27 protein-coding genes are annotated in these 17,910 nt (G+C 68.3%); 11 read left to right on the top strand and 16 right to left on the bottom strand.

All coding sequences use genetic code 11. The features are described 5' to 3' along the window. The first annotated feature begins 46 nt into the window (after nucleotides 1-46). Complete coding sequence (locus tag NDI76_RS02985) at nucleotides 47-1,219, top strand: SMP-30/gluconolactonase/LRE family protein (protein ID WP_310922533.1); 1,173 nt, start codon at nucleotides 47-49, stop codon at nucleotides 1,217-1,219. Nucleotides 1,220-1,337: 118 nt separating this feature from the next. On the opposite strand, the gene NDI76_RS02980 is transcribed toward NDI76_RS02985, so the two are convergent. From NDI76_RS02980 to pheA, 3 genes are all read right to left on the bottom strand, one after another. Continuing rightward, nucleotides 1,338-1,799: an Hsp20/alpha crystallin family protein gene (locus NDI76_RS02980; RefSeq protein WP_310922532.1), complete on the bottom strand. Its 462-nt coding sequence runs from the start codon at nucleotides 1,797-1,799 to the stop codon at nucleotides 1,338-1,340. A 138-nt stretch (nucleotides 1,800-1,937) separates the two neighbouring features. Beyond that, nucleotides 1,938-2,354, bottom strand: coding sequence for an archaeal heat shock protein Hsp14 (hsp14, locus tag NDI76_RS02975; protein WP_310922531.1), 417 nt, complete (start codon nucleotides 2,352-2,354; stop codon nucleotides 1,938-1,940). Nucleotides 2,355-2,434: 80 nt separating this feature from the next. Further along, on the bottom strand, nucleotides 2,435-3,241 hold the full coding sequence (pheA, locus tag NDI76_RS02970; protein WP_310922530.1) for a prephenate dehydratase: 807 nt from the start codon (nucleotides 3,239-3,241) through the stop codon (nucleotides 2,435-2,437). Between the two features lie 116 nt (nucleotides 3,242-3,357). Here pheA and NDI76_RS02965 point away from each other — a divergent pair, with 116 nt between their 5' ends. Beyond that, a complete protein-coding gene (locus NDI76_RS02965) occupies nucleotides 3,358-3,939 on the top strand; it encodes a hypothetical protein (RefSeq protein ID WP_310922529.1) in 582 nt (193 codons plus the stop codon). A 9-nt stretch (nucleotides 3,940-3,948) separates the two neighbouring features. On the opposite strand, the gene hisH is transcribed toward NDI76_RS02965, so the two are convergent. From hisH to NDI76_RS02945, 4 genes are all read right to left on the bottom strand, one after another. Next, complete coding sequence (gene hisH, locus NDI76_RS02960) at nucleotides 3,949-4,611, bottom strand: imidazole glycerol phosphate synthase subunit HisH (protein ID WP_310922528.1); 663 nt, start codon at nucleotides 4,609-4,611, stop codon at nucleotides 3,949-3,951. A gap of 100 nt (nucleotides 4,612-4,711) precedes the next feature. Further along, the gene (locus tag NDI76_RS02955; RefSeq protein WP_310922527.1) at nucleotides 4,712-5,314 is read right to left on the bottom strand and encodes a uracil-DNA glycosylase; all 603 of its coding nucleotides are present in this window, start codon (nucleotides 5,312-5,314) and stop codon (nucleotides 4,712-4,714) included. 70 nt (nucleotides 5,315-5,384) lie between these two features. Beyond that, on the bottom strand, nucleotides 5,385-5,990 hold the full coding sequence (locus NDI76_RS02950) for an endonuclease dU (RefSeq protein WP_310923855.1): 606 nt from the start codon (nucleotides 5,988-5,990) through the stop codon (nucleotides 5,385-5,387). A gap of 21 nt (nucleotides 5,991-6,011) precedes the next feature. After that, a complete protein-coding gene (locus tag NDI76_RS02945) occupies nucleotides 6,012-6,188 on the bottom strand; it encodes a DUF5786 family protein (protein WP_310922526.1) in 177 nt (58 codons plus the stop codon). 166 nt (nucleotides 6,189-6,354) lie between these two features. Between NDI76_RS02945 and NDI76_RS02940 the strand changes: the two genes are divergently transcribed. Further along, a complete protein-coding gene (locus NDI76_RS02940; RefSeq protein WP_310922525.1) occupies nucleotides 6,355-6,981 on the top strand; it encodes an MBL fold metallo-hydrolase in 627 nt (208 codons plus the stop codon). A 15-nt stretch (nucleotides 6,982-6,996) separates the two neighbouring features. Here the strand turns inward: NDI76_RS02940 and NDI76_RS02935 are convergent, their stop codons facing one another. Together NDI76_RS02935 and NDI76_RS02930 are read right to left on the bottom strand one after the other, a co-directional pair. After that, nucleotides 6,997-7,146 (bottom strand): 50S ribosomal protein L40e, encoded by a 150-nt coding sequence (locus NDI76_RS02935; protein WP_310922524.1) that lies wholly within the window; start codon nucleotides 7,144-7,146, stop codon nucleotides 6,997-6,999. Nucleotides 7,147-7,248: 102 nt separating this feature from the next. Further along, complete coding sequence (locus tag NDI76_RS02930) at nucleotides 7,249-7,515, bottom strand: thioredoxin domain-containing protein (protein WP_008387116.1); 267 nt, start codon at nucleotides 7,513-7,515, stop codon at nucleotides 7,249-7,251. Nucleotides 7,516-7,621: 106 nt separating this feature from the next. Here NDI76_RS02930 and NDI76_RS02925 point away from each other — a divergent pair, with 106 nt between their 5' ends. From NDI76_RS02925 to NDI76_RS02905, 5 genes are all read left to right on the top strand, one after another. Further along, nucleotides 7,622-7,786, top strand: coding sequence for a preprotein translocase subunit Sec61beta (locus NDI76_RS02925; RefSeq protein ID WP_310922523.1), 165 nt, complete (start codon nucleotides 7,622-7,624; stop codon nucleotides 7,784-7,786). 56 nt (nucleotides 7,787-7,842) lie between these two features. Beyond that, nucleotides 7,843-8,445 (top strand): pyridoxal 5'-phosphate synthase glutaminase subunit PdxT, encoded by a 603-nt coding sequence (gene pdxT, locus NDI76_RS02920; protein ID WP_310922522.1) that lies wholly within the window; start codon nucleotides 7,843-7,845, stop codon nucleotides 8,443-8,445. A gap of 97 nt (nucleotides 8,446-8,542) precedes the next feature. Then, nucleotides 8,543-8,845, top strand: coding sequence for a phosphoribosyl-ATP diphosphatase (hisE, locus tag NDI76_RS02915; RefSeq protein ID WP_310922521.1), 303 nt, complete (start codon nucleotides 8,543-8,545; stop codon nucleotides 8,843-8,845). A 60-nt stretch (nucleotides 8,846-8,905) separates the two neighbouring features. Continuing rightward, entirely contained in the window at nucleotides 8,906-9,445 is a 540-nt protein-coding gene (locus NDI76_RS02910; RefSeq protein ID WP_310922519.1) for a preprotein translocase subunit SecD family protein, read from the top strand. A 157-nt stretch (nucleotides 9,446-9,602) separates the two neighbouring features. Next, nucleotides 9,603-10,853 carry an MFS transporter gene (locus NDI76_RS02905; RefSeq protein WP_310922517.1) on the top strand — a complete coding sequence of 417 codons (1,251 nt, stop codon included), beginning with the start codon at nucleotides 9,603-9,605 and terminating at the stop codon, nucleotides 10,851-10,853. 16 nt (nucleotides 10,854-10,869) lie between these two features. Here the strand turns inward: NDI76_RS02905 and npdG are convergent, their stop codons facing one another. From npdG to NDI76_RS02880, 5 genes are all read right to left on the bottom strand, one after another. Continuing rightward, nucleotides 10,870-11,538 (bottom strand): NADPH-dependent F420 reductase, encoded by a 669-nt coding sequence (gene npdG / locus NDI76_RS02900; RefSeq protein WP_310922515.1) that lies wholly within the window; start codon nucleotides 11,536-11,538, stop codon nucleotides 10,870-10,872. A gap of 81 nt (nucleotides 11,539-11,619) precedes the next feature. Further along, a complete protein-coding gene (locus NDI76_RS02895; protein ID WP_310922513.1) occupies nucleotides 11,620-11,811 on the bottom strand; it encodes a hypothetical protein in 192 nt (63 codons plus the stop codon). After that, a complete protein-coding gene (locus NDI76_RS02890; protein WP_310922512.1) occupies nucleotides 11,808-12,191 on the bottom strand; it encodes a hypothetical protein in 384 nt (127 codons plus the stop codon). Before NDI76_RS02890 ends, NDI76_RS02895 begins: the two co-directional genes overlap by 4 nt. Before the next feature lie 26 nt (nucleotides 12,192-12,217). Further along, complete coding sequence (locus NDI76_RS02885; RefSeq protein ID WP_310922511.1) at nucleotides 12,218-13,096, bottom strand: TIGR01548 family HAD-type hydrolase; 879 nt, start codon at nucleotides 13,094-13,096, stop codon at nucleotides 12,218-12,220. 25 nt (nucleotides 13,097-13,121) lie between these two features. Continuing rightward, nucleotides 13,122-13,586, bottom strand: coding sequence for a UPF0146 family protein (locus NDI76_RS02880; RefSeq protein WP_310922510.1), 465 nt, complete (start codon nucleotides 13,584-13,586; stop codon nucleotides 13,122-13,124). 39 nt (nucleotides 13,587-13,625) lie between these two features. Here NDI76_RS02880 and NDI76_RS02875 point away from each other — a divergent pair, with 39 nt between their 5' ends. From NDI76_RS02875 to rtcA, 3 genes are all read left to right on the top strand, one after another. Continuing rightward, complete coding sequence (locus NDI76_RS02875; RefSeq protein ID WP_008387095.1) at nucleotides 13,626-14,147, top strand: archaemetzincin family Zn-dependent metalloprotease; 522 nt, start codon at nucleotides 13,626-13,628, stop codon at nucleotides 14,145-14,147. 93 nt (nucleotides 14,148-14,240) lie between these two features. Continuing rightward, the gene (locus tag NDI76_RS02870) at nucleotides 14,241-14,666 is read left to right on the top strand and encodes a universal stress protein (RefSeq protein ID WP_310922509.1); all 426 of its coding nucleotides are present in this window, start codon (nucleotides 14,241-14,243) and stop codon (nucleotides 14,664-14,666) included. Continuing rightward, nucleotides 14,667-15,674, top strand: a complete 1,008-nt coding sequence (gene rtcA, locus NDI76_RS02865) for an RNA 3'-terminal phosphate cyclase (protein ID WP_310922508.1) — start codon at nucleotides 14,667-14,669, stop codon at nucleotides 15,672-15,674. A gap of 61 nt (nucleotides 15,675-15,735) precedes the next feature. Here rtcA and NDI76_RS02860 read toward each other — a convergent pair whose 3' ends face one another. Both NDI76_RS02860 and NDI76_RS02855 read right to left on the bottom strand, forming a co-directional pair. Continuing rightward, a complete protein-coding gene (locus tag NDI76_RS02860; protein WP_310922507.1) occupies nucleotides 15,736-15,954 on the bottom strand; it encodes a hypothetical protein in 219 nt (72 codons plus the stop codon). Nucleotides 15,955-16,076: 122 nt separating this feature from the next. Beyond that, nucleotides 16,077-17,909 (bottom strand): ribosome biogenesis/translation initiation ATPase RLI, encoded by a 1,833-nt coding sequence (locus tag NDI76_RS02855; RefSeq protein WP_310922506.1) that lies wholly within the window; start codon nucleotides 17,907-17,909, stop codon nucleotides 16,077-16,079. Nucleotide 17,910 lies beyond the last annotated feature (1 nt).

Genomic DNA, 17,910 nt, shown 5'->3' with positions numbered 1-17,910 from the left:
CACGACGACCTACAACTACTATGTTCGGAACCTCCCTAGCCGAGACGTGACAGAGATTACCAAGCGTTCGACACTACGGCTGTTCGGGGCTGGACTGGCGTTCTCGGCGCTTCCGGGGAGCGCGATGGCGGACGGCAAGGCGAACGAGGAGAGCGACGAGACGGGTCAGGGTCGGGACGGCGCGGACGACGGAGAGGGGAGCGCCGGCGCGCCGGTGGAGACGGTCGTCGAGATACCGGGCGAACCGGTGCCGGAGAACCTCGCTCTCGACTGGGACGGCACGCTGTACTTCGGCATCACCGCGGGGGAGGTGTGGGAGGTGACGAACGCGCAGACGCAGGAGACGGGGCTGATACCGGAGCATCTCACCCGGGTGGCGACGCTCCCCGGCAGCGTCGTCGGCGTCGAAGTTGTCCCCTGCGGGTCGATATACGTCGCCTCCTCGACGGGCGGCGACGACACCGGCGTCTGGGAGGTGCCGCGCGACGGCGGCGACCCGCGACCGGTCGCGTCCATCTCGGGCTTCCCGAACGACGTGCTGTACGACCCGGACTTCGACCGACTCCTCGTCACGGAGTCGACGGGCGGCGCCGTCTACGAGGTGCCGTTGAGCGAGGAGGACCCGGCGGCGCACGTGTGGTTCGAGTCGGCCGCGCTGGAGACGGAGAGTTTCGGAGCGAACGGCCTCGCATTCGCCCGCGACGGTTCCCTGTACGTCGCCGTCACGCGCGCGAGGAGCGACGAGGGGGAGGACGTGGGGCGACTCGTCCGCGTCGCCGTCAAGGCGGACGGCCGGGCGGGCGAGTCCGAGACGTACCTCGAATCGCCGGAGATATTCGGCGCCGACGGCGTCACCACGAACGGGCCGGACGTGTATGTCGCCGCCAACTCGCGGAACCGAGTCGTCCGCGTGGCGCCCGACCGGTGCGTCGACATCGTTGCCGACGCGGACGACGGCCTCGTCTTCCCGTCGGACGTACTGTTCGGCGTGACGCCGCGACAGCGGAGCGACCTGTTCGTCTGTAACTTCGCCAATTCGAGCCCGGAGGACGGCGCGATTCTGCGGGCGCACCCGTTCGCGGCGAAGGCGGCGGAGACGAAGCGGGGGGAGAAGGAGAGCGGCGAAGGCGGCGAAAACGCCGAGAACGGGGAGGGGAAACAAGGGCGCGAGAACGGAGCCGAATCCGAATCGACGGCGTCGGCCGAGTCCGACGGGTAGGCGGGTCGGACGGCTGAACGGTAAAGAAGCGAAAGAAGGCGTCGAGACCTGAACGTCGAGGCCCGAAGGCCTCGGTGGCGGCGGTACGCGTTCGAGGTGTGCGGTCCCGGTCGGCCGCTCACTCGATGTCGATGTGGCGGGAGTCCTCGCGGTCGATGGTCACCTTCGGGAGGGTGACAGTGAGGACGCCGTTCTTGTAGGAGGCGGCGGCGTCCTCGGCCGTCACGTCGCCGGGGAGGCGGAAGGTGCGGTGCATCGACTCGTGGCGCCGTTCGCGGCGGAGGTACTCGCCGCCGTCGGCGCCCTCACCGGAGTCGGTCTCGGTTTCCGTCTCGCGGGAGGCGGAGATGGTCAGCGCGCGTTCGGTGATGGAGAGGTCGATATCCTCCTTCTCGAACCCGGGCAGGTCGGCCACGACGACGAACTCCTCGTCGCCGTCGCGGACGTCGACTTCCATGCCCCGGGTCGAGGAACCGGTCCACTGGGAGTCGTCGAACTGACGGCTCATCTCGTCGAACTGTCGGGACATTCGCTCGAACATCGATTCCATGTTTTCGAAGGGGTTAGAACGTCGCATCATTGGTAATTCACCGAGCGCTATAACGCCGTTCGAGGAGATAAATACCGCGGGATGCGAGACGACAATTCGCACGGTAGGAGCCTCTGGCCCCGAAAATACTCCGCTTTCGACAGTCGAGTCGAAGACGTCCGAGCCCGTTCAGATAACGTCGATGTCCGTCGACTCTTCGTCCTCGTCCACCGACTCCTTCGGGAGGGTGACGGTGAGGACGCCGTTGTTGTACGTGGCGGACGCCTCCTCCGCGACGACTTCCTCGGGGAGCGTCAGCGAGCGCTTGATGCTGTTGCGGGTGCGCTCGCGGCGGATGTACCGGTCGCCCGACTCCTCGTCCGAGGCGCTTCGCTCGGCGCTGATGGTTAGTTCGCGCCCGGACGCGGAGATGTCGATGTCGTCCTTCTCGTAGCCGGGCAAGTCGGCGGTGACGACGACGGTGTCGTCCGTCTCGGAGACGTCGACGGAGACGTCCCGAAGCGAGGCGAGGCCGGACTCCTCGAACTCGCGTCCCATCCGCTTGAAGAACTGTTCTATCTCGTCGAAGGGGTTCTGACGCGCCATGGCCGTGTGGCAGTTCGACCCGTCCCGGCATCAAGGTTTTTGCGGGCGCGAGGGCGGCGCGACGGACGGCCGGTCGCCGTTCAGTAGAGGACGTGCTGGCTGTCGTACGAGCCGAGGCGTTTGACCCACCCGCGCGAGGCGATCTCTTCGACCGCGTCGAGGGCCTCCTGGGCGCGTTCCTCGTACAGGCCGGCCTCGAAATCGACGTGGAACAGGTAGTCGCCGAGGCGGTTCCCGCTGGGGCGGGACTCGATGCGCGAGAGGTTGATGTTCCGTTCGGCGAACGCCTCGAGCAGTTCGAGCAGCAATCCGGGGTAGTTCGCGTTCGGATAGACGACGACGGTGGACTTCCCGCCCGCGTCGGACCGGGCGGATTCGGGGGCGATGACGAAAAAGCGCGTCGCGTTCGAGGACTGGTCTTGGATGTCCTCCGCGACGACGGAGAGTCCCTCGCCGGCGTTGTCGGGGTGGCCGATACCGGCGATGGAGGAGTCCTCGCGGGCGCGTTCGACGCCGCGGGCCGTGCTGGCGACGGCCTCCAGTTTCATCTCGGGGTAGTTCGTCTCCAGGTAGGTCCGACACTGCGCGAGGGCCTGCGAGTGGGAGGCGACGACGGAGAACTCCTCGGACTGCGCGAGGAGGGCGTGCCGGATGGGCGTCACGATTTCGCGGGTGACGGCGATGTTCGCGGAGGCGATGGCGTCCAGCGTCTCCGTGACGCTGCCTTCGATGCTGTTCTCGATGGGGACGACGCCGCGTTCGTACTCGCCGGCGTCGACGGCGTCGACGATGGCTGACACCGACTCGCGGAACGCCACGTCGTCGGCGACGGCGCGCGCCGCGCGGTGTGAGTACGTCCCGGCCGGGCCCAGCGTGACTGCCTGCATGGGCCGACGTTCTCTACCCCTCTGTAAAAGGCTCTCGGGTCCGCTCGTCGCGGACGCTCCGAGCGCTCCGCCGTCGACGGGTGGTATGATATCCCCCGCGGGCGTGGGTGGAGTCCGTGAACAGAAGACGCTACCTCGCCGCCTGCGGCGCCGGTCTGGCGGCCCTCGCAGGGTGCAACGCGCCCGTCGTCGACGACGGGACGACGGACCCGAGCGCACAGGTCGTCAATCCGGGATTCGAGTCGGGGCTCCGAGGGTGGTTGATCGGCCGTCACCTGCCGACGGACCCGAACACGGGCCTCCCGGTCGAATCGGCCGCGAGGGTCGTCGACGACCCCGTCGCCTCGGGCGACGCCGCCCTCCAGTTCTTCATCAACGGTCTGCAGGACGACGGCGTCATCTGGGCCCAGCAGGCCGCTCGCTTCGACGAGGTGGACACGCTCTCGGTGTCCGTTCACTCGCCGGAGGAGTCGTTCAACACCATCACCAGACTCGCCGCCTACGCCGGTCCGCGGCCCGAGCGCGGATGGTTGCGCGAGGAGGAGTTCGACACCGAACGGGCGATAGAGGACCGCGCCGGGTGGAGCCGATACGAGTACGACGTGGACGCCGAGGACGTCGGCATCGTCGCCGTCGGCATCAGCGTCGTCTGGGAGACGGAGGTGGCCCGGACGATAGACGACGTGACGCTGTCCTGAGCGCCTTCCCTACCGCTCCGCGCAGAAGTCGACGAAGTTCCGGAGTATCTGTAGTCCGGTCTCGCCGGACTTCTCGGGGTGGAACTGCGTGCCGAACACGTTGCCCGCCTCGTTGGCGACGATAGCCGGGAACTCGACGCCGTAGTCCGTCGAGGCGACGACGGCGTCCGCGTCGTCGGGGACGGCGTAGTAGGAGTGGACGAAGTAGGCGTACTGTCCGTCTACCCCCTCGACGAGGGGGTGCTCTCGCTCCACGTCCAGTTCGTTCCAGCCCATGTGCGGCACCTTCTGTCCCTGGTCGAAGCGGACGTTGCGACCGGGAATCAGGTCGAGACCCTCGACGTCCCCCTCGCCGGCGTGGGCGGCCTCCTCCGAGGTTGTCAGGAGCATCTGCATCCCGAGGCAGATGCCGAATATCGGCTGGCCGCGGTCGGCCGCCTCGGCGAGGGCCTCCCGGAACGGGCCGGCGTTCTCCATCCCCTCGGAGAACGCGCCGACGCCCGGGAGGACGATGCCGTCGGCGTCGGCGAACGTCTCTGGGTCGTCGGAGACGGTCACGTCCGCGCCCGCGCGTTCGAGGCCGCGCCGCGCGCTCCGGAGGTTGCCGAGGCCGTAGTCGACCATGACCACCGAGGCCACCGTCTCCCGCGTTTCGGCCGTCGTCGTGCTCATACCAGAGATGGGAGGAGCGCGGTCAAGTGGCTTTCCCTCGGGGTAGATTCGGCCGCCCCGGACGGTCGACGACCCGGAGAAGAGCGCGGGTGAGAACGGCTCAGAAGTCGCCGAGACTGGACTGCCCGTTGCCGCCGTCGGCGAGACCGGAGAGGTCGGCCGCCTTCGCGACGGCGTCGAAGAACGCCTCCTTCTGGCTCCCGTCGTACAGCGTCGCCGCGGGGTGGACAGAGACGAGCGTTCGCTGCGAGCGGTCCCCGAGGCGCACGTCGACGACGTCGCCCGCCTCCTTCGTCACGGCCACCGAGCGGTCGAGCAGGTGCTCAGAGGGCACCTTCCCGAGGGTGACGACGAGGTCCGGGGCGACGCGTTTCAGTTCTGCTTCGAGGTAGCCGCGACAGTTCCCCAGTTCCTCCTTCGTCGGGTCGCGGTTCTCCGGCGGTCGACACCGGACGCAGTTCGTGATGCGGACGTCGGCGCGGGCCAGACCCACCTCCCGCAGAGCGTCGTCGAGAACGCTCCCCGACCGCCCGACGAACGGTTCCCCCTGTTCGTCCTCGTTGGCCCCCGGCCCCTCGCCGAGAAAGAGGAGGTCGGCGTCGTCGGGGCCGACGCCGTTGACGATTCGACTCCGGGACTCGACGAGGGCGGGACAGCGCTCGCACTCGCGGACGCAGAGGCCGTCCATCGCGTCGTCGCTCATATCGGAGAGGCGGGCCGGTCCGACTTAGCGGCGGCGGTCGGTCGGCGCGCCCTGCGCTTTGCTCCGACTCCTACCCCTCGCGCCACCGCCGGCCGGACCGGGCGAGGAGGCGCGCCACTCGGAGGGGTTCGGGACGTCCGCTCCCCTCGGGGGTGTACGCGCGGACGGCGCGCGCCGCCGCCTCGTCGTCGATGCCGACGGCGCGGACGAACACGGTGTCGTCGCCGACGTCGACGGGTCGCCGCGGCGGAAGTGACTCGTAGACGGAGAGGCGGGCGTCGAGTGCGTCGCCGGAGAACTGCTCGCGGAGCGCCGACGCCAGCCCCGAACTCCCCTCGAAGGAGACCGAGAGGACGGGTCGCTCGACGGCGTCGGCGAGTCGTTCGAGGTCGACGAGATTGAACCACGCGGGGGCGACCCCCGCGACGAACAGCAGACGCACGTCTTCGCGTCCGAGGTCCGAGAAAAGCCGACGTATCGCGTCCGTCGAATCCGTGCCGCCGACGGCGCAGGTACCGTAGGCCGCGCCGTCGACGACGCGGTCCGCGCGGACGACCGCGCCGCACAGCACGCTCTCCGCGTCGGGCCGTTCGCTCGCGTCGACGCCCCGACCCTTCGGCGACCGTTGATCAGCGTACGACTCCGCTACGCCGAGTGCCCGCGTGCCCGACTTCAGCGTCGGCGTCACGACGGGTCGTCAGTCGTCCTTGATCTCTTTGAGGCGGTCCAGCAGTTCGTCGTTCGAGGCCCCGTTCTCGAAGTTCACCTCGCCCTTGTGGTCGCTCTCGGAGGTCGCGACGCCGTCGTTCTCGTCGAGATCTTGGTCGTAGTCCTGACTCTCTTGTTCTGACTCGTCGTAGCTCCCAAATCCCATACACTTCCACATAGCACGTTCGGACGGAAAAGTGATACGCTAATCGGGATTTTGTTCGGTGCCTGAACGTAGGAAATATACGATTTTGCCCGATCCGTGGGGTTCGACCGCCTAGGGTCTTGCCGACTCGGGGGACTTTTTCCGTCGCGGGGATGCACCGGACGGTATGGAGATATTCGCGGTGACCGAGGGCGCCGAGCAGTTCACCTGCAACGCGTACCTCGTGGTCGGCGACCGGACCGTTCTCGTCGACGCCGGCGCGATGCCCGGCGTCGAGGACGTCGTCGCCGAGCACACGGAAGAGGTGGACGCAGTCGTCCTCACGCACCAGCACACCGACCACGTCGCGGAACTCGACGCCGTGTTGGACCGGTTCGACGCCGACCTGTACGCCTACGCGGAGCACCCGCGCCGCGACGGCGCCCTCGAAGACGGCGACGAGGTGACGATGGGTGAGGAGACGTTCGAGGTGGTGTACACGCCGGGACACGCCTCCGACCACGTCTCGTTCGTGAGCGAGACGCGCCTGTTCAGCGGCGACGTGGTGGTGTACAACGACGGCGCGTTCGACGACGGCAGTTTCGGCCGCACGGACATGTCCGGGCAGTCGCGCGAGCGACTCGTCCAGAGCCTCGATACGCTCCTCGAACGGACGCCCGAGTCCGTCGAAGAACTGTACGCGGGCCACGGCGACGTGTTCCGGAACGAACCGGACGGCGACTCGGTGCGCGAGGTGATACAGCGGGCGCTGATGCGCGCGGAGCGTCGCGAACCGAAGTATCCCGAGGAGTAGGGCGAAGTCGCTCGATTACGCGGCGCGGCGTTCCTTCGACTTCGGACGGAGGTTCTTGTAGCCGCACTTGCGACAACTGTCCGCTCGCGGCGGGTTGCGCGCGTTGCAACGCATACAGATCTGCTTTTCGAGCGTTCGCTTCGTTGCGGATTCGTTGCTGGGCATGCAGGACGTTTCCCCAGCCGTCCGTATAACGCTTGCGAGACGGGGGACACCGGCGCCGCCGCTCTCGGAAGCGGAGAACCGACGAGAAGTCGTGCCGTCGTCTCAGGCGCCCGCCTTCTGCAGCGCCGACTCGATGTCTTCGCGCTGAGTGACGCCGACGAAGCGGTCCACGATGCCGTCGTCGTTCTCGACGATGAGCGTCGGGAGCGAGCGAACCTGGTACTCGTTGGCCACGTCCTGCTCGTCGTCCACGTCGACCTTCTCGAACTCGACGTCCGCGTAGTCGGCCTCCAACTCCTCCAGGATGGGGTCCTGCGTCTTACACGGGCCGCACCAATCGGCGTAGAAATCCTTGAGTCGAACGGTCATAGTGTCCGCCGTGTGATAGCCTGTCCCCGCGCATAAGGGTTTCTCAACCCCGCCGGGTTCGCGCGGAGTCGAAACGTTTAGGACGGGGGAACTCACAGAAGATGACATGAGCAGTGGACAGAACAGCGGCGGCTTGATGTCTAGTGCGGGTCTCGTTCGGTACTTCGACGCCGAGGACCGCAACGCCATCCGCATCGACCCCAAGACCATCGTCGCCTTCGGCCTCCTCTTCGGCGTCCTCGTCATCGTCCTGAACTCGGTCGCCTTCTGAGGCGAACGAGTCCTCCGAACGCTCGGTTTTTCACCCCGGGCCACCGACGGACACGTATGCTACGCGCAGGCGTCGTCGCCGTTCAGGGCGACGTATCCGAACACGCCGCGGCCATCCGCCGCGCCGCGGCCGCCCACGGTGAGGAAGTCGAAGTCGTCGAGATTCGGCAGTCGGGCCACGTCCCGGACTGCGACGTGCTTCTCGTCCCCGGCGGCGAGTCGACGGCCATCTCCCGTCTCCTGCGAGGAGAAGGCATCGACGAGGAGATACGCGAACACGTCGCCGCGGGAAAACCCGTGCTGGCGACGTGCGCCGGCCTCATCGTGGCGTCCGTAGACGCGAAGGACGAGCGAGTGGAGACGCTCGATTTGATAGACGTGACCGTCGACCGCAACGCGTTCGGCCGGCAGGTCGACAGCTTCGAGGCCCCTCTCGACGTCACCGGGATGGACGAACCGTTCCCGGCGGTGTTCATCCGCGCGCCCCTCATCGACGAGGTGGGCGAGGGCGTCGAGGTGCTGGCCGAGTGGGAGGGCACGCCCGTCGCCGTCCGGCAGGGCCCCGTCGTCGGCACCTCCTTTCACCCCGAGTTGACCACCGACAGCCGCCTGCACGATTTGGCGTTCTTCGACCGAGTGGAAGCCGACGCCGCCGACTGAGTCGGCGAGAGAACCGACCCGCGGTGTCGCAGACCACACGCGCGACCGTCGAGGAGGAACCGGACGTGTTTTTCCCCGCGTCGTCTCACCTGTGAGCATGGACGCCGACACGCCCACCGACGAGGTGTTGGACGAACTGTTCTCGACCATCGAGTCGCGGAAGGCCGAGTTGCCCGAAGGCTCCTACACGACGTCGCTGTTTACCCACGAGAAGGGCGAGAACTACGTGCTGGAGAAGGTCGGCGAGGAGGCGACGGAAGTGATTCTGGCCGCCAAAGACGACGACCGGGAGGAACTGCTGGCCGAGAGCGCCGACTTGGCGTATCACCTTCTGGTCCTCCTGGCGATGAAGGGCGTCTCGCTGGACGACCTGCGGGCGGAACTGCGCGACCGATTCTGAGCGGGGACGGCGCCGACCGGCGGCACAAGAGCTTTGCTCACATGTCGACAATCTGAACGTATGTCGCCCTCCAGACGCGCGACGCTCGGACTGCTCGGAAGCGCGACGGTCGCCCTCATCGCCGGTTGTGCGGCCGATGGAAGCCCGAATCCGACCGAAACCCGCGACGCGGTCGAGTCGACGGCCGGGCCGGATTCGGGTGCGGAGACGGACGCCGAACCGTCTGGGACGGCCGGCGCGCCCGCGGCGTTCGAGATGCGACTCGTCGGCCCCGAGACGGACCGGGTGCTGTTCACCGGTGCGGACGTGGCGCGGGTCGGCGAGGCGCAGCGCTATCAGACGTCGTACGGGCTGCCGATAACGCTCGACGACGACGCGACGGAGCGCATCGGCGACGACCTGAGCGCCGCCGGGGTCAACGAGAGGCCCGAGGCGTTCGAGTTCGTCCTGCGGCGGGACGGCGAGGAGCGAAGCCGGTTCGGAATCGCGCGGAACCTCGCAACGGACATGGCCGACGGCGAGTGGAACGGGGAGTTCGTCCTGATGACGGAGGACGAGGCGGCGGCGGAGAATCTGGAGCAGGCGCTCCGGTCGAAGTAGCGACGTCGGCCGCCGTTCCCGGACGGGAGCGCCCGATTGCAAAGCGCCAAGGGTGTGCGCTCACGACAGCGTACCCGTCCGTGTACGCCCCACGAATCAGGATGCCGTCCGCTCTCTCCGTCCGCCCTCGACCGCCCGACCGTCGGAGTCCCGCCGCGTGAGCCGACTGTTCGGCGGCGAGGAGCCCTCCGTGGAGTTCGTCGCCGGGAGCCTCATCGCGGGCGTCTTCTTCGGCGGCGTCGGCGCCGGCGTCGCCTTCCCGACGCTGCCGACGCTCGGCCCCATCCTCGGCATCTCGCCGTTTCTGGTCGGTCTCATCCTCTCGACGAACCGGTTCACTCGCCTGGTGATGAACACACCCGCCGGGCAGGTGCTCGACACCATGGGGACGCGCCGACCGATGATAGCCGGCTTCCTCGTGCAGGGGCTGGCGCCGTTCGGCTACGTCCTCGGACTCGACCCCGGTCCCGTCCCCCTCGACAGCGCCACGGTGTTCCTGCTGTCGCGGGCCTGCTGGGGCGTCGGGTCGGCGTTCGTGTTCGTCGGCGCGTTCAGCACCATCACGCACGTCACGACGGCCGAAAATAGAGGAAAATGGGTCGGCTACATGCGCGGCGGGCAGAGCCTCGGCTTCCCCGCCGGCCTCGTCGTCGGCGGCCTCGTCACCGACGCGTTCGGCTACGCGACGGCGTTCGTCGTCGCGGGGTGTGCGGGTCTGTTCGCCGCCCTCGTCGCGGCGTCCGTGCTCCCGGACGTGCACACCGACGTGGACGCGGCCAGTTCGCTCCGAGAGGTGCCGCGACTGGTCGCCGCCGACGCGCGCATCTTCACCGTCGGCGCCGTCAACTTCACCGTCCGCTTTCTGTTCGCCGGCGTCCTGCTCTCGACCGCCGTGCTGTACGCCGCGGAGTACGACATCACCGTCGGCGCGCTCTCCGAGACGGGCGTCAGCGGCTTCGTGATGGCCGTCGGCGTCGTCGCCTCCAGCGTCACGACGCTCGTCGTCGGGCGGTACTCCGACCGCCTGTCGAACCGCGCGGCGCTGACGCTGCCGGCCTTGGGGGTCCTCGCCGCGGGCTACGCGCTGTTGGCGCTCGTACCGACGCTGCACTCGGCGCTGGCGGGCGTCGCGCTCATCGGCGTCGGCGTCGGCGGGTCGAACCCGCCGCTGCTCGCCTACCTCGGCGACCTCAGCCCGGCCGACGACGTGGGGAAACTCGGCGGCGTCTACAACGTGTTCGGCGACGCGGGGTCGACGCTCGGTCCCCTCGTGGCGGTGCCCTTAGTCGAACTCGTCGGCTTCCGCGTCGAGTATCTCGCCTGCGTCGCCCTCGTCGTTCTCGTCGGGATGCTCGTCGCGCGGACGCTGTACGGGGAGAGGGCGACGGCTCCGCGCTCGGAGCTGTGAGCCCGTTCGACTCGACTCAACGGAACTGAATCCCCAGGTCGTGCATCCCCTCGTTGTTCTGCGCGACGTTGATGAGAAGCGGCGTCACCGATTCGACCTCCGCGGCGTTGGAGATACCGCCGGCGTCGAGGGCGCGGAGGCCGTCGATGTCCTCGGCGAGTCGCGATACGATGTCCTTGGCGTCGTAGTCGTCGGCGACCAGCAACGTGTCGATGTCTAACTCGGCGTCGAGGTCCGCGAGGCGGCCCGCCGCGAGGTTGTGGAACGCGCCGACGACGGGAACGCCGTCGGGGGCGGCGTCGTCGACCAACTGCGTGACGCTGCCGACGTTCGGCGGATGGTAGTGGAAGCCGTCGTCCTCGCGCTTGATGCCGGCGGCGGGCGTCACGAGGATGTCGTTCTCGTCGAGTCCGTCGGCGACGGCGTCGATGGTGTCGGCGATATGGTACGGCGGCACCGCGAGGACGACGACGCGGGCGCGGTCGGCCGCCATCTCGTTGGTGAAGCCGTTGACCTTCACCTCGCGGCCGCGGCTGTCGAGTTCCGTCTCGTACTCGTCGGCTTTCGCGCGGGCTTTCTCGGGGTCGCGCGACCCGACGACGACCTCGTGGTCGGTGTGGTAGGCCCAGCGCAGGGCGAGTCCCTCGCCGATGTCGCCGGTCCCACCGAGGAGTGCGATTCGCATGCTACCGCGTGCGGACGGCGGGGGGTAAAGCGTTGCGTGACCGCGAACGCCTGCCGCAGTCGCGGACGGAGGCGCGAGCGGTCAGACGTCCCCGAACTCCGGGCCGTAGGTGACGAGGAGGGCGATGAGCGGCGCGACGACGAGCGTCCCCAAGAGGACGTACCGTCTGAACCCCGCCGACGCCGGCAGGATGACCCAGACGCCGAGGCCGAGGAAGTCGACGAGCAGCATCACCGTGAGGAACCGCGAGAGGTGTTGCAGGGTGTCTCTCACGGGGCGACACCCCCGCTTCCCCATCGACGGGGATTCAGCCGCGCCGAGGCGTAGTGGGCCGCCAGCCACCCGCCCGCGAACCCGGCGACTCGTCCCGCCAATCCGTCGAATCCGACGGCTGCGAGGCCGAACTGGAGGGCGGTCGCGACGAGGAGGAAGGCGACGAACCGGACGCTCATGTCGCCCGCTTCGGCCGTCGGCGACTCGGAGAACGCGAAGACGCGGAACGCGACGGCGGCCGAGACGGCGAAGGCGACGGCCGCGAGGGCGAACGCGACGAGGCCCGTCGGGTTCGGTGCGAAGAGGAGGGTGACCGTAGTCCCGACGAACAGGCCGAAGAGGACGGACCAGACGAGTCGTTCGAGTCGGAGCGCGTCCATGTGGTGCGATGTCGAGCGCGGACGACCTAAGCGTGTTCCTCGTTCGAGAGGAGTTCCGGCAGGTCGTTCACCGAGTCGAGGACGGCCGACGCGCCGGCCGACTCGAACTTCTCGCGCCCCGTTTCGCCCGTCAGGCCGCCGGTGAGGACGCCGATTCCGCGGTACGTCCGGGAACCGTCCGCCTCCGCGGCGTTGACGGCCGTCCGCACGTCGTCGAGCGTGTCGCCGACGAAGACGACGGTGTCGGCGTCGAGTCGTTCGGCGAGCGTCGTGAGCGCGCGCGGGTGGGGTTTCCCCTCCTCCCAGTCGTCCATCGTGAACCGGTGGTGCTCGGGAACCGCGAGGTGCGCCCGCGAGAGGGCGATGTCCGCCTCGGCGGCGGGGCGACCCGTGAGGACACCGACGCGGTGCCGCGAGGTGAGGTAGTCCAGCGTCTCTCCGTCCACCAAGACGGGTTCGTCGTGGATGTAGCCCGGCGCCTCGAACGGCGGCGCTCCGCCCTCTAGGTCCCGAAAGAGGTCCGCGCCGAGGTAGAGCGCCTGGAAGACGGCGCGGAGGCCGTCGGGGTCCCACGCCTCGCGGACGGCGTTGTGGTCGGCGGCGGAGAGATGGCCGTCGACGACGGCCTCGGCGGCGGAGAGGCCGCCGCCTCGCTCGGCGATTTGGTCGGTGAACTCGCGGATGTCGAGCGGTTCGCGGTCGTCCGCGAGGACGTACAGCGCGGCGGCGTACGTCAGTTCCCAGTCGTTGTTGAAGCCGCCGGCGTCCTTGAACAGTTGAATCTCCGAGCGGTCGACGGTCCGGTCGTACAGGCGCGCGACCGACTCCACGATGGCGCGCCGGTAGGAGTCGGCCACGTCGACGAGGACGCCGTCCACGTCGAGGACGACTGCGTCTGCGTGCATACCGGAAGACGGCGGCACGGCACCGTTAGCGTTGTCCTTCGGAACGGCGGCCGTCGGGTCCTCGGCGCCCGCTCGGACCGTCGACTACCTCGACGACGTACAGCGTCTCCCGCCCGCCGGCCAGCGTCTCCGACTCGCAGGGGACCGTCGGGGAGTCGAACCCGAGCGTCGTGAAGAGGAAGTCCGCGCCGACGGCGGCGGCCACGTCGCGGGCGGGGCGGTGGAGTTCTTCCGGAAGGTTCAGCGCGTAGACGGCCGCCGAGCGGTAGGCGTCGCCGGGGTCGGCGCGTTCGCTCGCAGCCACCACGTCGTCCTCGACGAAGCGGAGTTCGGGGGGGACGTCGACGGCGCGCACGTCCGTGACGGTCACGTCCCGTCCGGCGCGCCGAAGTGCGAGCGCGACCGCCGGACGTCGGCCGACGCCGACCTCTGTCAGCGCCTTGTAACGTCCGAGACGCGAAGCGAGAGCCGCCGTAATCTCGGATTCCACGGCGGGATATTTATGGCACCGCCCTGCTTAACAACTTTCATGCTTGTCGACATCGTGCCCATCGGGGACCTTCCCGCGCAGGTCAAGCGCGAGGCATCTGCGGCCCTCCGCGGCGTCTACGACTGCGACGTCACGGTTCACAACGAGCAGTCGATTCCCGAGGGCGCGTTCGACCGCGGGCGCAACCAGTACCGTGCCGAGCAGTTCATCGAACTCGCGAGTCGGGTCGGCAGCGGCGAGAAGAACATCGGCATCACCGCACAGGACCTCTACTACCGGCGCCGGAACTACGTCTTCGGACTCGCGTACCTGAACGGCAACGGCTCCGTCATCTCGACGTACCGCCTCCAAACGTCTTCCGACGGCGGAATTACGACCAAGCCCCAATCGGAGGTGTTCGCCGACCGCGTCCGAAAAGAGGTCGTCCACGAAATCGGCCACACCCTCGGTCTCGAACACTGCGACAACTCCAAATGCGTCATGTCTTTCTCTCCCACGGTCCGCGAAGTCGACGTCAAAGAGGAGAACCTCTGCGGCACCTGCAGTCGGTTGGTCCACTGAGGACCCCGGACCACGAGGCGATGTCCCCACCGAGAACCCCAACGTCACAGCCACAGCTAACCGCCTCCGGGGCGTAGTACGGACGGTGAAAAGATGCACTACCTCGTCGCCGTCGACGGATCCGAACCGAGCGACAGAGCACTCGACCACGCGGTGATGCTCTCTACGGCCCTGGACGCGTCGCTGACGATCGTCCACGCCGTCGAACCGAACGCCGTCGAAGAGAACGCGGACGGCGACGACAGCCTCTACACCGAGGACCCGGACGACGCCGAGGCGCGCGGCGAACGGGTCGTCGCCGACGCGACAGAACGCGCCGTCGAGGACGGCGTCGACGCCGAGGCGGTTCTGCTGTACGGCGACGCCGTCGAGACCATCGCGGCGTACGCGACCGAGAACGGCGTCGACGGCATCGTCGTCGGTCACCGCGGCCTCTCCGACCGCGTCGAGGGGATGGTCGGAAGCGTCGCCAAGCGCCTCGTCGCGAACGCCGCCGTCCCGGTGACCGTGGTCCGCTAGATGCTCGACGTCGACGGACGCGCGGGCGGCGGCCAGCAGGTCAGAACCGCCCTCTCCTTGGCCGCCGTCGAGGGGCGGTCGATACGCGTCGAGAACGTCCGCGCCGAGCGACCGGACCCCGGCTTGAAAGCCCAGCACGTCGCCGCCATCGAGGCCGTGGCGGCGGCGACGGAGGCGACCGTCGAGGGCGCCGAGGCGGGCGGAGACGCGTTCACCTTCGAACCGACCGCCCCGCCGGGCGGCGAGTTCGCCGTCGACGTGGGCACGGCCGGGAGCGCGACGCTCGTCTGCGACGCCCTCCTCCCCCTCGCCGTCGTCCTCGAGGAACCGCTGACCGTCCGCGTTCGCGGCGGCACGGACGTGAAGTGGTCGCCGCCGGCGGACTACCTCCTGCACGCGAAACTCCCGTTCCTGCGGGGCCTCGACGTCGACGCCGACGTCTCGGTCGAACGGCGCGGCTTCTACCCCGCCGGCGGCGGGACGCTCTCGCTGACCGTCCGCCCGTCGACGGTCGCCGGACTGCGCCTCCGAGAACGCGGCCCGGTTCGGGGACTCTCCGCGCGCGCCGTCGCCGCCGAGTCTCTCGAATCCGCGTCGGTGGCCGAGCGGATGGCCGACGCCGTCGCGGACCGGACCGCGGTGCCGACGGAGACGACGGCGACGTACGCCGAGACGGCGTCGCCGGGCGCCGTCCTCACCCTCGTCGCCGACTGCGGCGACGCGCGGGCGGGGTTCGGCGTCCTCGGGGAACGCGGCGTTCCCTCCGAGTCGGTTGCCGAGGAGGCCGTCGAGGCGTTCCGCGGGTGGCGGGCGACGGGCGCGCCGGTGGACGAGCACCTCGGCGACCAACTGCTCCCGTGGGTCGCTCTCGCCGGCGGCGCGGTGCGGCTACCGCGCGTCACCGACCACGTGCGAACGAACGCCGCGGTGATACGGGCGTTCGGCTACGAACTGGAGATAGCGGAGGGAAACGAGGGCGCGGTGGCGTCCGCACCGCTGCGAGAGTAGTCGGACGCCGCGAAGAATCGAGCGGGCCGCGGACGGCGGTCAGTCGCGTCAAGCGCTCCAGCTAGGCGTCGAGACGGCGGCCGAAGACCTTGAGCAGGACCTGCGCGACGGTGCCGAGTTTCGTCGACCGACTCGACACGAGGGCGACGCCGACGAGGAGGAGCGCCCGCTTGGGCTTCTTCTTGAGGAGTGCGAGCGCCGCCTGGACCAGCGGGATGACGACGCCGAGTTGACGCGACTTCTTCGAACCGAGGAACTGCTTCAGCACTTGCTGTTTCATGTACTCCGTATCGACGGTCGAGGCCGTTAACGTTTGAGGCCGAATCGCCGAATCCGAGGAAAAAGCGGGTGGAACGCGGAGTCGAATCCGAACTCGAACTCGAACTCAATTCGACGGAGCCGTCAGTCCGACGAGTAGTAGTACTCGCCCGAGCGCTTCTGCTTGCTGTCGAGTTGCGAGCCCGGTTTGTTGATGCGGGGTCGTTGGGTGCGCTCGTCGCGACGGAACGTGATGTCGAGGTCCGAGAGGAAGTCGTTCATCCCGGCGCGCATCTCCTGCGGCGTTCCGGCGTGACCGTGTACCGAGGGTTCGCCGTCGAACACCATCAGGCGGTCCGCGAGCAGGTCGATCATGTAGATGTCGTGGTCGATGACCATCACCGTCGCGTCGTGGTTCTCGGCGTAGCGGCGGATGGCCGTCGTCGCCTGCACTCGCTGTTCCACGTCGAGGTGGGCCGAGGGTTCGTCCAGCACGTACAGGTCGGCGTCCTCGGAGAGGCAGGCCGCGATTGCGACGCGCTGACGCTCCCCGCCCGAGAGGTCGTCGAGGTTGCGCTCCATGATGCGGCCGAGTTGGAGCGGATTGGCGACTTCGGTCTTCCAGTAGGAGGTGCCGAAGTCCTCGGTGATGGAGGAGAGGAACGCGTCGACGCGCATCGGCTGGTCGATTTCGATGTACTGCGGTTTGTACGCGATGTCGAGGCGGAAGTCGAGTTCGCCCTCGTCGGGTTCGAGCGACCCCGCGAACATCTGCGCCAAGGTGGACTTCCCGATGCCGTTCGGACCGACGATACCGAGCACCTCCGACTGGTAGATGGTGCCGCCCTCGACGTCGAGGGAGAACTCCCCGTCGCCGTAGGACTTCGAGAGGTCCGGATAGTCGACGAGGGGGGCGCTCTTGCTCGTCTCGCGCGGCGCGTGCTGGTGGAACTGTATCTCGTCGGGCCGGATGCGCATGTTCTCGTTCGAGAGGTAGCCTTTGAGATACTCGTTGATTCCGTTGCGCACCGACTTCGGGTCGGTGACGACGCCGTAGGCGCCGGGTTCACCGTAGGCGATGTGGAGCGTGTCGGCGAGGAGGTCCAGGATGGCCAGGTCGTGTTCGACGACGAGGACGGCCTTGTCCTCCTCCTCGGCGAGTTCGCGGATGAGTCGCGCCGCGGTGACGCGCTGACCGATGTCGAGGTACGGCGTTATCTCGTCGAGGAAGTAGAAGTCGCGGTCGCGGGCCATCGTCGCTGCGAGGGCGACGCGCTGGAGTTCGCCGCCGGAGAGGGTGTCGAGCGGTTGGTCGACGACGGGGGCGATGCCGAGTCGCTCGACGTACTCGTCGAGTTTCCCGCGTTCGTCCGTCGCGGCCAGCAGGTCGCTCGTGACGCCGTCGAACTGCTTGGGAATCTGGTCGACGTACTGCGGTTTGCGCGCGATGGAGACCTGCTCCTCGCGGACGCGTTCGATGTAGTTCTGGAGTTCCGTCCCCCGGTAGCGTTCGAGGACGGCCTCCCACGTCGCCTCCTCGTCGTAGTTCCCGAGGTTAGGGACCATTTCGCCCGCGAGGGCGTGGACGGCCGTCGTCTTCCCGATACCGTTCGGACCGAGGATACCCGTCACTCCGCCCGACTCGGGCACGGGGAGGCCGTAGAGGGCGAAGGCGTTGTCGCCGTAGCGGTGGACGGGGTCCTCCTGCAGTTCCGTGGGGAGGTTGATTATCTCGATGGCGTCGAACGGACATTTCTCGACGCAGATGCCGCACGTTTCGCCGAGGCAGACCTCCTCGGAGATGCGTATCTGGTCGGGGCCGCCGTCGTACGGTTCGTCCTCCTCGAAGTACTCTCCGCGCGTGACGATGCACTCTTTACCCGTTCGGTTCGGCGGGCAGTAGTTGGCGCACTCGTAACTGCAGCGGTCCGGTTGACACCGGTCGAGGTCGACGACCGCGATGCTGTCTTCCGCCATG

This window comes from Halogeometricum sp. S1BR25-6 (genome assembly GCF_031624495.1).
Classification (GTDB): Archaea; Halobacteriota; Halobacteria; order Halobacteriales; family Haloferacaceae; genus Halogeometricum; species Halogeometricum salsisoli.
The sequence above is the reverse complement of the archived record's forward strand: the minus strand, read 5'-3'. Positions and strand labels throughout refer to the sequence as shown.

Coding starts and splice junctions, on each gene's coding strand:
- NDI76_RS02980 (WP_310922532.1), bottom strand. CDS start 1,799: ATGATGCGACGTTCTAACCCCTTCGAAAACATGGAATCGATGTTCGAG.
- hsp14 (WP_310922531.1), bottom strand. CDS start 2,354: ATGGCGCGTCAGAACCCCTTCGACGAGATAGAACAGTTCTTCAAGCGG.
- pheA (WP_310922530.1), bottom strand. CDS start 3,241: ATGCAGGCAGTCACGCTGGGCCCGGCCGGGACGTACTCACACCGCGCG.
- hisH (WP_310922528.1), bottom strand. CDS start 4,611: ATGAGCACGACGACGGCCGAAACGCGGGAGACGGTGGCCTCGGTGGTC.
- NDI76_RS02955 (WP_310922527.1), bottom strand. CDS start 5,314: ATGAGCGACGACGCGATGGACGGCCTCTGCGTCCGCGAGTGCGAGCGC.
- NDI76_RS02945 (WP_310922526.1), bottom strand. CDS start 6,188: ATGGGATTTGGGAGCTACGACGAGTCAGAACAAGAGAGTCAGGACTAC.
- NDI76_RS02940 (WP_310922525.1), top strand. CDS start 6,355: ATGGAGATATTCGCGGTGACCGAGGGCGCCGAGCAGTTCACCTGCAAC.
- NDI76_RS02935 (WP_310922524.1), bottom strand. CDS start 7,146: ATGCCCAGCAACGAATCCGCAACGAAGCGAACGCTCGAAAAGCAGATC.
- NDI76_RS02930 (WP_008387116.1), bottom strand. CDS start 7,515: ATGACCGTTCGACTCAAGGATTTCTACGCCGATTGGTGCGGCCCGTGT.
- NDI76_RS02925 (WP_310922523.1), top strand. CDS start 7,622: ATGAGCAGTGGACAGAACAGCGGCGGCTTGATGTCTAGTGCGGGTCTC.
- pdxT (WP_310922522.1), top strand. CDS start 7,843: ATGCTACGCGCAGGCGTCGTCGCCGTTCAGGGCGACGTATCCGAACAC.
- hisE (WP_310922521.1), top strand. CDS start 8,543: ATGGACGCCGACACGCCCACCGACGAGGTGTTGGACGAACTGTTCTCG.
- NDI76_RS02910 (WP_310922519.1), top strand. CDS start 8,906: ATGTCGCCCTCCAGACGCGCGACGCTCGGACTGCTCGGAAGCGCGACG.
- npdG (WP_310922515.1), bottom strand. CDS start 11,538: ATGCGAATCGCACTCCTCGGTGGGACCGGCGACATCGGCGAGGGACTC.
- NDI76_RS02890 (WP_310922512.1), bottom strand. CDS start 12,191: ATGGACGCGCTCCGACTCGAACGACTCGTCTGGTCCGTCCTCTTCGGC.
- NDI76_RS02885 (WP_310922511.1), bottom strand. CDS start 13,096: ATGCACGCAGACGCAGTCGTCCTCGACGTGGACGGCGTCCTCGTCGAC.
- NDI76_RS02875 (WP_008387095.1), top strand. CDS start 13,626: ATGCTTGTCGACATCGTGCCCATCGGGGACCTTCCCGCGCAGGTCAAG.
- NDI76_RS02870 (WP_310922509.1), top strand. CDS start 14,241: ATGCACTACCTCGTCGCCGTCGACGGATCCGAACCGAGCGACAGAGCA.
- rtcA (WP_310922508.1), top strand. CDS start 14,667: ATGCTCGACGTCGACGGACGCGCGGGCGGCGGCCAGCAGGTCAGAACC.
- NDI76_RS02860 (WP_310922507.1), bottom strand. CDS start 15,954: ATGAAACAGCAAGTGCTGAAGCAGTTCCTCGGTTCGAAGAAGTCGCGT.
- NDI76_RS02855 (WP_310922506.1), bottom strand. CDS start 17,909: ATGGCGGAAGACAGCATCGCGGTCGTCGACCTCGACCGGTGTCAACCG.